The sequence below is a fragment of the Geothrix terrae genome (assembly GCF_022808775.1).
In the GTDB taxonomy this organism is placed as follows: domain Bacteria; phylum Acidobacteriota; class Holophagae; order Holophagales; family Holophagaceae; genus Geothrix; species Geothrix terrae.
On sequence record NZ_JAKZLA010000005.1, the window covers coordinates 140,111 to 153,221 of the forward strand.

Consider the following 13,111-nt stretch of genomic DNA (forward strand, 5'->3'; position numbering starts at 1 on the left):
CTCAGACCGGCGGCATCTGGCAGGAGGCGGCCACCGCGGCGGGAAGGTAGCAGTTCCGCACGTAGTCCATCACCATGCGGTCGGAGTTGAAGCGCCAGGCCAGCGTCCGGATGGAGCGCTTCACCCGCTTCACCCAGGCCCGGGGCACGCCGGCGGCATCGCGGTCGTAGTAGCAGGGGACCACCTCCTCCTCCAGCACCCGGAAGAGGGCCTCGGTGTCCCGACGGTTCTGGACTTCCCCGTCGGCATGGGACTCCCCGCTTCCGATGGCGAACCCGTTCTTTCCGTCGAACGCCTCCGCCCACCAGCCGTCGAGGACGGAGATGTGCAGGGCGCCGTTCATGGCCGCCTTCATGCCGCTGGTGCCGCAGGCCTCCAGGGGGCGCACGGGATTGTTGAGCCAGGCGTCCACGCCCTGGTAGAGGTTGCGGCCCACGTGGATGTTGTAGTTCTCCACGAACACGATCCGGTTCCGGAAGCGCGGATCCTCCAGCAGGTGGTTGACCTTCTGGATGAGGCCTTTCCCGCGCTGGTCCGCCGGATGCGCGCGTCCCGCGAAGATGAGGTTCACCGGCCGGGTGGGGTGGTTCACCAGGGCGGCGAGGCGATCCGGGTCCGTGAAGAGGAGGTCCGGGCGCTTGTACGGGACGAACCGGCGGGCGAAGCCGATGGTGAGGGCGTCGGGATCCAGCGGCGGCGGATCGATGGGCGGGAGGCCCAGGCGTGCGCGCGTGGCCGCCACCCGCTCCCGGACGAACCGCAGCGTCCGGGCCTTCAGCACCTGCTTGATCTCCCAGATCTCCGCCGAATCCACGGCCTCGATCTTCGTCCACAGGTCGTGGTGGACCATGCCCTCCAGCCAGTTGATGCCGATGCGCGACTCGAAGAGCTGTTCCATCTCCGTGGCCAGCCAGGTAGAGACGTGCACGCCGTTCGTGATGTGCCCGATGGGTACCTGGGCCTCGGGCCGGCCGGGCCAGAGGCCGGTCCACATGGCCCGCGACACCACCCCGTGAAGGGCCGACACGCCGTTGGCCCGGCTGCACTGCCGGAGGGCCAGCACCGTGGGCATGAAGGGCGACCCGTGGTCCGCGGGGTCCACGCGACCCAGGTTCGCCACCTCCTGGACCGGGAGCTTCAGCCCGTCCGCCAGGGGGCGCAGGTGCTCTTCCGCCAGCTCCACCGGGAACCGGTCGTGGCCCGCATCCACCGAGGTGTGGGTGGTGAACACCGTGGCCGCGGCCGATTCCTTCAGCGCCGTCCAGGGCTCCAGGCCATCGGCCTGCACCCGGTGCCGGGCCCGCTCCAGGATGGCGAAGGCGGTATGCCCCTCGTTGAGATGGAACACGCTGGCGGTGATGCCCAGCTCCCGCAGCGCCCGCGGCCCCCCCACGCCGAGCATCAGCTCCTGCTGGATGCGCATGCGCTGGTCGCCGCCATAGAGGCGCGCCGCGAGGGCCTGGTCCGCCTCGCTGTTCTGGGGATCCCGGGTGTCCAGCAGGATGAGGCGCACGCGGCCCACGCAGGCCTCCAGCACCTGGGCCCAAACGGTCCGCCCGGGCATCTCCACCCCCACCCGGGCGGGTTCGCCCCGGGGCGTGAGCGCCGGCCGCAGGGGCAGATCCTTCAGGTCGAAGGGCTCCAGCACGTCCTGCTGCCAGAAGGACGGATCCAGCACCTGGCTGGTGTAGCCCTGGTGGTACAGGAGGCCGACTCCCACCAGGGGGACGCCCAGGTCGGAGGCCCCCTTCAGATGATCCCCAGCCAGGATGCCGAGGCCGCCCGAGTAGATGGGGATGCACTCGTGGATGCCGAACTCCATGCAGAAGTAGGCCACCGGCCGGGTGCTCAGCGGGCCCGCGTGGAAGAGGCCCCAGGTGGTCACGGGATGCAGGAACTCGTCCAGCTGCCGGAGGGCCCGGTCGATCCGCGCCGGCACGTCCACCTCCATGGCCCGGTTCTCCATCTGCCGCGTGTCGATCTGGCGCAGCACGGAGATGGGGTTGCGGTGGGCGCGCTGGTACAGGTCGAGGTCCAGGTCCCGGAAGATGGACCGCACCTCGGGCCGCCAGGTCCACCAGAGGTTCTGGGTGAGCCGTTCGAGCTTCTGCCGCAGGATTTCCATGGCGCAGGCCTCGATTCTCTGGCGGGTATTCTACGCCTCATCTCCAGGCTCGGCCGCCAGGAAGACCGCGCCGAGGGGTGGGAGGGTCAAGGCCAGCGAGTGGCCGTGCCCGTGCCGTGGGATGGGTTCCGGACGCAGTCTCCCCGGGTTCACAAACCCCTGGCCACCGTAGGTCTGGGCATCGGTGTTCAAGATCTCCCGGCAGTCCCCCTGGAAGGGGACGCCCACCCGGTACTCCCGGTGGACCATCGCCGTGAAATTGAGGATCACGACGGTGGCGTCGCGGGAATCGGCGCCCCTCCGGAGCAGGGAGAGCACGCTGTTGGCGCGGTCGCCGCAATCGATCCAGGTGAAACCCCAGGGTTCGCAGTCGCCCTCGTGGAGGGACGGACGCGCCCGGTGCAGCGTGTTCAGGTCCCGGAGCAGATCGTGGATGCCCTTGGGTTCCGGCTGGTCGAGCCGCTCCCACTCCAGCGCTGTCGAGTGGTTCCACTCCCGCGTCTGGCCGAGCTCCGTGCCCATGAAGACCAGCTTCTTGCCCGGGTGGGCGAAGGCCCAGGCCAGCAGGAGCCGCAGGTTCGCCAGGCGCTCCCACTCGCTGCCCGGCATGCGGCCGAGCAGGCTCCGCTTGCCGTGGACCACCTCGTCGTGGGAGAGCGGCAGCACGTGGTTCTCCGTGCCGTGGTAGAGCATGCTGAAGGTCAGCTCGTCCTGGTGGTACCGCCGGTGGAGCATGGTGCGCGCGAAATAGCCCAGCGTGTCGTGCATCCAGCCCATGTTCCACTTGAAACCGAAGCCCAGGCCGCCGACAGACGTGGGCCGGGAGACCATGGGCCAGGCCGTCGATTCCTCGGCGATGGTGAAGGCGTCCGGATGTTCCGCGTAGATCGTCTCGTTGAAGCGGCGGAGGAAGGACACCGCCTCCAGGTTCTCCCGACCTCCGTAGCGGTTGGGGATCCACTGGCCCGGCTTCCGGCTGTAGTCCAGGTAGAGCATGGAGGCCACCGCGTCCACGCGCAGGCCGTCGATGTGGAAGCGGTCCAGCCAATACAGGGCGTTGGAGATGAGGAAGGTCTGCACCTCCCGCCGCCCGTAGTTGTAGATCAGGGTGCCCCAGTCCATCTGGCGGCCCTGGCGGGGATCGGCGTGCTCGTAGAGGTGCGTCCCATCGAAGAAGGCCAGGCCGTGCGCGTCCCCCGGGAAATGGGCGGGCACCCAGTCCAGCACCACCCCGAGGCCCGCCTGGTGGAAGGCGTCCACGAAGTTCTGGAAGTCCTCGGGCGTGCCGTAGCGCCCCGTGGGCGCGAAGAGGCCCAGCGGCTGATAGCCCCAGGAGCCGTAGAAGGGGTGCTCGCCGACCGGCAGCAGCTCTACGTGGGTGAAGCCCAGGTAGCGCACGTAGGGGATGAGCTGTTCGGCGATCTCGCGGTAGCTCATGTGGCGGCCGTCCGGGCGGCGGCGCCAGGAGCCCAGGTGCACTTCGTAGGCGCTGAACGGCGCCCGGTGGATGGGGACGCGGCCCCGGGCCGCCATCCACTCGGCATCGCCCCAGGCGTAGTCCCCCAGGCCGTGCACCACGGAGGCCGTGCCGGGTGGAACTTCGCAGCGGAACGCGTACGGGTCCGCCTTCAGGGGGAGCAGGTTCCCCCGCGGGCCGTGCAGCTCGAACTTGTAGAGCTCGCCCGGCCCCACGTCCGGGATGAAGCCCTCCCACACGCCGGCATCGCTGGGCCGCATGGGATGCCGGCGGCCGTCCCAGGCGTTGAAGGGCCCCACCACGCTCACCCGGCGGGCATTGGGCGCCCAGACCGCGAAAGCCGTCCCCGCCACGCCGTCCAGGACCATCGGATGGGCCCCCAGCTTCTCGTAGGCCCGGCGGTGCGTGCCTTCGGCGAGCAGGTGGTGGTCCAGCGGCCCCAGCCGCGACGGGAACGGGGTCCGGGGCATCAGCGTCCTCCGCTCCAGAGGCCCCCGGACAGCTGGATCCACACCCGCAGCGCTTCCGTGGCGCTCCAGGCCTGGGCGTCGCAGCCCCGCTGGACGTGCGGGGCGTCGCCTTCCAGCAACTCGGGCAGGTGGCCCACGCAGCCCTCCGCGAGCGGCGTCTCCAGGCTTCCCAGGAGGGCCCGTGCCGCGGCCACGGCCTCGGGCGCCTGGTCCCAGGCGGCGGCGAGGGCCTCGCAGAAGGTGGGCAGCAGCCACACCCAGGCCGTGCCGTTGTGGTAGGCGGGCTTGCGCCGGGTGTCCTCGTCGCCTTCGTAGCGACCCCAGTACGGGTGCCGCGGGTCGTTCAGCAGGTGGCCCGCGGCGTCGCGGATTTCCAGCGGAGCGGTCACGGGAAGCGGCGCCAGGCTCCGCAGCGCGCCGGGCACCAAGAGGTGGCGCTGGGCCGCCGCCACGACCTGGCGGGCGCGGGCCCCCTGCAGGAGCCCCAGGCTCACGAGGAAGAGCTGGTTCGGGCGGAGGTGGTCCTGGGGGATGCCCTGGGCCGCGGGCACCCCCGCCGGCGCGGCCAGCAGGTCCGCGTACCAGCCGGAGGCGGGCAGCCAGAAGCGGTCCAGCGAGGCCTCGGCCTGGAGGGCCAGCGTGTCCCAGGGCCCGGAGGCCGAACCGTCGAGCCGCGCCAGCTGGCGCAGCAGGCGGATCCAGAGGGCCTGCAGCTCCACCGGGTAGCCCTCGCGCGGCGTGCCGGCGGGGTGGGCCGTGTCCATCCAGGTGAAGTGGGCGGGGCTCCAGACCAGGGCGGAGGCCGGATCCACACGGATCCCGTTGGGCGTGCCCGCCAGGTAGCCCGCCGCCAGGCTATGCAGCACCGCCCTCAGGGGCCGCCCTCCCGCGTCGGCCGCATAGGCCTCGGGGCCCAGAACGGCGGCGGCCTCCTCGAGGGCGAGGGCGAACCAGAGCGGCGCATCAGAGGTGTCGCGGTCCCCATCCTCCGAGGCGGCCAGGCGGTTGGGCAGCGTGCCGTGCCGCTCCAGGGCGCCGAAGGTCCGGAGGATCTCCAGGGACTCGCGGATCCAGCCCCCGGCCAGCAGGCCGCGTACGGCGATGAGCGTGTCTCGGCCCCAGTCGAGGAACCAGGGATAGCCCGCGATGACCGTGGTCCCCGTCCCCCGGCGGGCCAGGAACGCCGCGCAGGCGGTCTCCAGCTGCCGGCCGAAGCTGTCCGCCTCGGGCCTCTCGGAGAGGTGTGGTTCCAGGGTGGTCCTCGCGGGCCGCTCTTGCGGATCTGCATCCACGGTGATCGACAGGCTGCCGCCCGGAGGAAGGGGCAGCTCGAACCAGCCGGGGCTCCAGGCATCCCCCTGGGCCCGCATGCCCCGGCCGGCCTCCACGGGATGCGGGATGCCCTGGCACCACTCGGGCTCGGGGTGGTAGGTCCCCCCCTCGCTCCAGGCGCGCAGCTCGTGGTCCGGCGCCAGGCGGACCTGGAACCCCGGACGGCCGGCCAGCGGGGAGGTGGCCGCGGCGAAGCGGCGGTCCAGTCCGGGGTTCCGGACAGTCTCCTCGTGGAAGCTGCGGTCCTCCAGGTCCAGCCGCACCGTGAGGTCCACGCGGACCCCCCCCGCGGGCCCCCCCTTCCCTGCGCCGCGGCTGAACCGCAGCACCACCGCGTTCCGGCCGTCCGGCATCTCCGCGTCGAGGTGGACAGGCACCATGCGTCCGTCCCCGGCGTGGGCCCGGAAGCGCCAGCGGGCCGGCGGGCCGGGCTCGAAGCATTCGAGGTTGTCCGCCCCGAGGGCCGAGAGGAACCCATCGGCGATGACCCAGGCCCGGAGCCGCTTCGCCAGCACCTGGCGATCGCAGGGCAGGTCCGGATGCAGGTTCGCACCCAGCAGGCAGTCGTACTTCGAGGCGATGGTCCCCAGATCCGCGTGCAACCGGGCCATGCCGCCGCGGCCATTGGTGAGCAGGACCAGCCCCTGTTCGCCGTGGCCGGAGAAGCGCGGGAGCGCCGGGCAGAACCGGAGCTGGCCCTGAATCGGGGGTCCTTCCTCGCCGAAGCGGTCCAGGTGGAGGTCCGCCAGGCCGGCCGCGTCGCCCACGCGCGGGGACAGCGCGGCGAGGTACCGGCCTCCGGCCGGGATCGAGCGCAGATTCAGGTCCAGGGCCCCCGCCCTGCGGAGGGTCGCGGAGAACGGCAGGGCATCCTCGATGAGAACCCAGTGCCCCGGCGGCACGGGCTGGACGCGGGCAGCGTCCTCGGGCCCCCAGCGGACCACGGCGGGGTAGCGGTCCCCGCTCGCCGTCGCGTCCAGGGCGCCGAGCAGGTCCGCCGAGGATCGCACCGGGTCCAGGCGCGGGAGGGCCGCCAGGAAGGTCGCGGGATCCCGGTCCACCCGCTCCGCCAGCAGGCGCCAGTCACAGGGCCCGATGGCCTCGACGGGGATGGCCTCGGCCAGCCGCTGGAAGCCCCAGGCGGCCTGGGCCCGCCGGGCGCGATAGGCCTCGCCGGAGAGCCCCGCCGGCGCAGGCCGGTCCACCAGGCAGTGGGCCGCGCCGGGGTGGAGGACGAACCCCACGCGGCCGCCGGAACGCCGGATCTCCGGCGGGGTGCCCAGCAGGTCCCGGCCGGACGCGCCCAGCAGGTCAACGGCGGGCGCGCCCAGGCCGGTCCAGACCGCCTCCGCCAGGACCAGCTCCCGGGGTTCGCGCACGTCCAGGTTCACGAGCACCAGGCAGCGATCCGGGCCCTCGGCGGAGCGGCGGGCCAGCGCCAGCACGGGCGAATCCTCCGGGCTCAGGCGCGCCACCGTCGCGCCGTCGAAGAAGCAGGGATGCTCCGCCAGCAGGCGGTGGAGGGCCGCCAGCTCCGGCACGAGGTTCGGCTCAGCGCCCCAGGCCAGGCCCCGGGCTTCGTGGACATCCAGCTTTTCCGCCGCCAGCCACTCGACCCCGGCGGTGAAGCCGTAAGCACCGCAGTGGCTCGCCAGGCCGCAGAGCCGGGTGCGCATCAAAGACCAGGCGGCCCCTTGAGCGGCCAGGCGGTCGTTGTCATGGGTCTCGCTGTAGTGCACCAGGGGGCCCATCCGCGGCGCCTGGTGGAGGCAGTGGTCCAGGTAGCCCGCCACGGCGCGCGGCTCGTGGTTCTGGAACAGCTCTGAGTAGGCCCACTGCAGGCCGCCCTCGCCCAGGAGGCGCTCGGTCTCCCCCCAGCTTCCGCCCAGGCCCTCGAGGAGAAACGCGCAGTCGGGGAATTCCCGCCGGACCCGGGCGCCGAGGTACTGCCAGACGGGCATGGGCACCAGGTATCCAGCATCGCAGCGGAAGCCGTCCACCCCGCGGCGGCACCAGGTGAGCAGGGACTCGGCGACGGTCTCCCAGAAGGCGGGCGGGCCGCCCTCCAGCTCCGCCAGGTCGCCCCAGGTGACGCCCCAGGCGCCGGGGCTGTGGAAGCTCCCGTCCGGCTCGCGGCGGAACCAGTCCGGATGGGCCTCCATCAGCCGGGAGCCCCAGCCCGTGTGGTTCACCACGATGTCCAGGAGGAGGCTCCCCCCCCGGAGATGCACGCCGTCCGCCAGCTCCCGGAACTGGTCCACGGCCGTCGTGCGCCGGTCGAAGACCACCAGGGCGGGGTCGATGGCCGTGAGGTCCAGCTGGGCGTAGGGGCTGCCGAAGCGCCCCATGCGGGCGAAGGTGGTGGGCACCGGCCCCACCGGCAGCAAGTGCAGGATGCGGCAGCCCAACGTGTCGAAGATGTGGGGCAGGCAGGCCGTGAGGTCTCGCAAGGTGCCCGAAGGCGGGATCACCGTCATCCCCTGCCCGTCGAGTTCCGCCCAGGCGGCCTCCCGGGCGGGATCCCGCGTTTCCCGGAAGGCGCGGGCGGGCCCGAACATCCGGGGGAAGGCGCAGTAGACGAGGTTGGCCGTGCGCAGCCGGTCCGGCAGGACGCTCACGCCCAGGTCATCCCCCACCGGCCAGTGCTGGTAGCCGGCGGGATCCACCGCGTAGGCCTTGGCGCGGAAGGGGCCCGGCTCCGTGAGGACCAGGTCCAGAGACCAGCCGCCCTCTTCGGCCTGGAGCGGCAGGTCCCGCCAGGCGGCCCCGGCGAAGGTGTGGGCCTCGCCAGGGAGGGTGCCGGCCCGGGCCAGGATCTCCTCCCGCGCCCGGTCGCCCCGGGTGAGGTTCGTGCGGAGGAAGGCCCGCCAGCCGGCCTGCCCCGGCGCGGGGTGGGCCAGGTCCACGCGCAGGCGGTCGCCCACGTAGCGCACGACGTGGTCCCCAGGTGCTGGTGTCATGGCGGGTCGGAGCATCGCTCCCCCGGGGCGGACGTCCCCCATGGTACGCCCGACCAGGCCCCTCTGCCGGATCCTCCGATTGCGGGTTCCCAGGCCTGGAGAGGGGCGGTCAGAATGGTCGCATCATGTCCAACGCCTCCGCGACCCTCGAACCGCTCCTCGCCGAATGCCGCAAGGTGATCGTGGGCCAGCCCCAGCTGCTCAGCCGGCTGGTGGTGGCCCTGCTCTGCCGCGGCCACGTGCTGCTGGAGGGCCTGCCAGGCCTGGCGAAGACGCGCACCATCAAGACTCTGGCCTCCGCCAGCCACACCAGCTTCCACCGCATCCAGTTCACGCCGGACCTGCTGCCCAGCGACGTGGTGGGCACCCTGGTCTTCGATCCCAAGCAGCTCACCTTCACGCCCAAGCGGGGCCCCATCTTCGCCAACCTGGTGCTGGCGGACGAGATCAACCGGGCCCCCTCCAAGGTGCAGGCCGCCCTGCTGGAGGCCATGGAGGAACGGCAGGTCACGCTGGGTGAGGAGAGCTTCCGCCTGCCGGATCCCTTCCTGGTGCTGGCCACCCAGAACCCGCTGGAGCAGGAGGGGACCTTCCCCCTGCCCGAGGCCCAGATGGACCGGTTCCTCTTCAAGCTCCGGGTGGACTACCCCAAGCATGAGGATGAGGTGGAGGTCCTCCGCCGCGCCCACCTGAACGGGGACGAGGTGAACCCGGTGGTGGACGGCCCGACCCTGCTGGCGGCGGGCCGCGAAGCCCAGAAGGTGCGCCTGGACGATGCCATCCGGACCTACATCGTGCGGCTGGTGCAGGCCACGCGGCCCGGCCACGGCAAGGTATGGAAGGGCAAGGAGCTGCTGCGCTGCGGGGCCAGCCCCCGGGCCTCGCTCTCGCTGCAGGCCTCCACTCGCGCCCTGGCCTACCTCCAGGGCCGCGACCACGTACTGCCCCAGGACGTGGTGGACCTCGCGCCCGACGTGCTGCGCCACCGCCTGCTGCTCACCTTCGAGAGCGAGGCCGACGGCGCCACCACGGACCAGGTCATCGCCCAGCTGCTCCAGGCCGTGCCCCGCCCTTGAGCCGGACCGGGCCCGCCCTCCGGCTCATCCAACAGGAGGTTCCATGCCCACCGCATCCCGTCCCAAAATCACCGGCATCACCCTGAACCTGCTCATGCCTGACGGCACGACGCGGACCCACACCATCGATCCCGACACCTCCGATGCGCTCGTGTGGAGCGACCGGGCCGTGCAGGTCTTCCGCAAGTTCTACGACAGAGGCGGTCCCGCGGAAGGCAAGCGCATGGCCCGGGAGGATTTCCTCCGGCACTTTCCCCAGGCGGCGAGCCTCATCGGCGACCAGCCCGACATCCTGATGAATCCCGCCGTGGTGGACCAGCTCTGGACCCTGCCCAAACCCGATGGAACCACCCCGGCCTTCCTCTGCAAGAGCATCATGAACCCCACGAACGGCTAGAAGAACCGGCCCTTCGGATTCAGGGCCCTGCCCCGGGCCCGGGCCTGGGCCGCGGCATCGGCGTCGCCGCAGGCCTCGCGGAACTCGGCCAGGGTCATCCAGAAGGACGGATTCACAGGCCGGAGCCGGACCAGCGACCGGGCCACGGCCTCCCCCGAGGCGCGAAGGTCCGTCGAACCCGAGCGCAGCATGAGCACGGTGTAGTGGAGCCGGATGGTGCCCAGTTCCACCGGATCCTCCGAGGTGGATTCCAGGTGGGCGAGCAGCGGGCTTGCCTCATCCAGGTAGCTCCGCCCCTTCCGGCCCTGGGCTCTGGTGGCGGCCGAAAGCAGGGCGTCCATGAAATACGGCGCCAGGGTCGCCAGCGGGAGCTGGGCTTCCCTGGCCCGCTGGAACTCGGTCCGCGCCTGGGCCAGCACAGCCTCGGGATCCCGCCCGTCCCGGGCCATCGCCCGGGCCTGGGCGGCGCGGGCCATGAGGATGCCCCGATGGAACCCCACATGGCGGGACTGGGTCTTCAGGGCGGCCTCGTAGGCCAGGACTGCCTCTTCGGCATCCGCCGAGGGATCCCCGCCGGAATCCACCTCGGCCCTGGCGACGGCCAGGGCCACGCTCCCGAAGTTCGCCTGGAAGTACGCATCGTCCGGGTGTGCCTTCGCCTCCGTCCGGGCCTGCTGAAGGTACGGCAACACGGCGGCGCGCTGGTACATGCCGCTCAGACGGGCATGGTCGATCCAGGCCAGCAGGGCGGAATTGCGGATGTTCATGAGGACGATGTGCGCCGGATCCAGGCGAAGGCCCTGATCGGCGGCGGCCATGGCCTCCTGCAGCCGCGGCGAGGGATCCGCCCCCCGGCTCATCAGACGGTAGCCCTCGGTCCGGAGCACGGAGGCCCGGGCCGTGGAAGCCTCGACTTCGCCGGGATCCCTCCGGAGCGCCTCCTCCGCGTCCGTCTTGGCCCGGGTCAGCCAGGCTCCGGGATCCTTGTCCCGGAAGGCCAGGAACCGCGCCATCTCGCCGCGAGCCCTGGCCCGCCAGGCCAAAGGCCCGGCGGCGGTGGGCTCGAGCCGGGCCCAGCGGTCGGCCACGGCCACCTGGGCCAGGACCGGGATCTCTGGATCCGCTCCGGTCTGCCAGCCCTGCGCCACCGCCTCCTGCCAGCGCCGCAGATCCAGCTCGAGGAGGTCCACGTCGCAGGGGGCCCGGAGCTCCGCCTCCGCGAGGGCCCTGCCCGCGGCCTCCAGGGCCGGCCTGGCGACCGCCGCTTCCTGGGCGAAGCGGGCCTGGACCAGCCAGGCCTCGGCTTCCAGGCGCAGGGCCTCGTAGAACCAGGGAGCCTGCGCCTGGGCCTCCCGCGCCAGCCGGATCGCTTCCTGGGGCTGGCCCTCCATCAGCATGAGCAGGCCCGCCCGGAAGGCCTGGGGCTCGAGGCTGGCGCTGGCGCCCCGGCGGAGCCAATCAGCGGCGGGCACCCTCAGCTTGTCCTTCAGCTCATCGAGCCGGCGGCGCCGCATCTCCGGATCCGGCAGGGCGGAGGCCTTACCCAGCTCTATCTGGTAGGTCGCGGCCAGGGCCCGGCCTTCGGCATGGGCCGCCTCCGGCGTCCGGAACCCCAGGGCCCAGGCCCGCTCCAGCTGGGTCCGGGCCCCGGCGGGATCGTCCAGGGCCAGGCGCGCCCGCCCCAGGGCGTAGGCGCCCGGCGGCGCAGCCAGCGGCCCGGCGGCCTGGACCTCCTGGGACAGCGCCTCGACCCGGGCCCGGAGATCCGCCTGGTCCCGGGTCAGATCCCTCGCCGGCTGGATGCGCAGGTAGCGGGCCAGGGCCTCGATCCGTTCAGCGGCCTGGGCGAACCGCTGAGCGTAGGCGGCCTGGGCCTGGGCCCGCAGCCGCTCTCTCAGGGCGAATCCGCCGAAGACGGCGGCGGTGAGGAAGATCGCCGCCGAAGCCGTCACCAGGGCCTTGTGCTTCCGGATCCAGCGCCCCAGCTGCTCCATGGGCGTGGCCGCGCGGGCCTGGATGGGCTCGCCGTCCAGAATGCGCTGGAGGTCGTCCCCCAGCGCCCGGGCGGTGGGGTACCGGCGGCGCGGATCCTTCTGGAGGCAGGTGAGCACCACCGTGTCGAGGTCGGCCGGGATGGTGGGCACCAGCCGCCGGACCGGCACGGGATCGTCCTTCACGATGCGCGACATCCGCTCGAGCCCTTCCCCTTCGAAGGGCGGGTTCCCGGTCAGCAGCTCGTAGAGGGTGGCGCCCAGGGAGTAGACATCCGTCCGGCGGTCCAGCAGGGCCGTATGCCCGCGAGCCTGCTCGGGCGACATGTAGCTGACGGTGCCCATGACCCGGCCGGTCTCCGTGAGCCGCCCGTCACCGAGGCCCCGGGCCAGGCCGAAGTCGAGCACACTGGCCCGGGTGGATCCGTCCTCCAGCCGCTCCACCATCAGGTTGGCCGGGTTCAGGTCCCGGTGGATGAGCCCCACGCGATGGGCCGCGTGGACCCCTTCGCAGACCTCCTTCATCAGGCGGAGCAGCTCTTCCAGCGAGAGGGTACGTGCGGCCTGGAGAAAGGTCTCGCCGGAGATGAACTGCATGACGATGTAGGGCTGGCCGCGCCATTCGCCGATCTCATGCACCCGGCAGACGTTGGGATGATCGACCCGGGCCTGGAGCTGGGCCTCGTGGACGAACCGGCGGATGAGTTCCGGATCGTCCCGCCGCAGGAGTTTGAGGGCCACCACCCGGCGGAGCCGCGAGTCCGTGGCGCGGAACACCCGGCCCATGCCCCCCTCGCCAAGCAGCTCGAGGGATTCGAAACGGCCCCAGCGCTCCAGGGTCCGGGCCCGGAAGATCCCGCTCTGCCGGTGGGCCGCCGGGGGAAGGACCGATTCGAGGGCGGGGTCCGACGGATCCGCCAGGAGGGCCACCTCCGGCAGGGCCGCGTCCAGCGTCCCCCGCGTCTGGGCCGTGACCTCCAGGGACCAGTGGGTGGCATCCGCGGCTTGCAGATCGGCCAGGTCCTGCTCCAGCATCCGCCGGTCCCCTTCGGCGAGGCGCCCTGCGGCGACCAGCTCGTCGAGCCCGCGGGAGGCGGCATCGGCGGGCTCAAGCAGGCCGCGGGCCACGGCCAAGGCCAGCACGCGCTCCTCAGCGGTCGCCACGACTGCCTTCACGCACGATTCCGCTCCCGTTGGACCGTTCATGGTGCCCCTTTTGGGGCTGCAGGTGAAGCACTTCCCGGGTTGACCCCCCCCATGCCGGGCGGTCAGACTGGCCATGG

5 protein-coding genes and 1 pseudogene are annotated in these 13,111 nt (G+C 72.2%); 2 read left to right on the forward strand and 4 right to left on the reverse strand.

Going from position 1 to position 13,111, the window contains the following annotated elements:
* Nucleotide 1: 1 nt before the first annotated feature.
* From glgP to MLE42_RS11140, 3 genes and pseudogenes are all read right to left on the reverse strand, one after another.
* Nucleotides 2-2,125 (reverse strand): alpha-glucan family phosphorylase, encoded by a 2,124-nt coding sequence (gene glgP, locus MLE42_RS11130; protein ID WP_243287957.1) that lies wholly within the window; start codon nt 2,123-2,125, stop codon nt 2-4.
* 30 nt (nt 2,126-2,155) lie between these two features.
* Nucleotides 2,156-4,288 carry a 1,4-alpha-glucan branching protein GlgB gene (gene glgB, locus MLE42_RS11135; protein WP_420843094.1) on the reverse strand — a complete coding sequence of 711 codons (2,133 nt, stop codon included), beginning with the start codon at nt 4,286-4,288 and terminating at the stop codon, nt 2,156-2,158.
* Nucleotides 4,177-8,406, reverse strand: a pseudogene (locus tag MLE42_RS11140) (amylo-alpha-1,6-glucosidase); the annotation flags it as partial. The gene glgB and the pseudogene MLE42_RS11140, both read right to left, overlap by 112 nt.
* An 83-nt stretch (nt 8,407-8,489) precedes the next feature.
* Between MLE42_RS11140 and MLE42_RS11145 the strand changes: the two are divergent.
* Nucleotides 8,490-9,440, forward strand: a complete 951-nt coding sequence (locus tag MLE42_RS11145; protein ID WP_243287960.1) for an AAA family ATPase — start codon at nt 8,490-8,492, stop codon at nt 9,438-9,440.
* A gap of 43 nt (nt 9,441-9,483) precedes the next feature.
* Nucleotides 9,484-9,837 carry a hypothetical protein gene (locus MLE42_RS11150; RefSeq protein WP_243287961.1) on the forward strand — a complete coding sequence of 118 codons (354 nt, stop codon included), beginning with the start codon at nt 9,484-9,486 and terminating at the stop codon, nt 9,835-9,837.
* On the opposite strand, the gene MLE42_RS11155 is transcribed toward MLE42_RS11150, so the two are convergent.
* A complete protein-coding gene (locus tag MLE42_RS11155) occupies nt 9,834-12,992 on the reverse strand; it encodes a serine/threonine-protein kinase (protein WP_243287962.1) in 3,159 nt (1,052 codons plus the stop codon). The two genes, MLE42_RS11150 and MLE42_RS11155, sit on opposite strands and share 4 nt — an antisense overlap.
* Between the last annotated feature and the right edge of the window lie 119 nt (nt 12,993-13,111).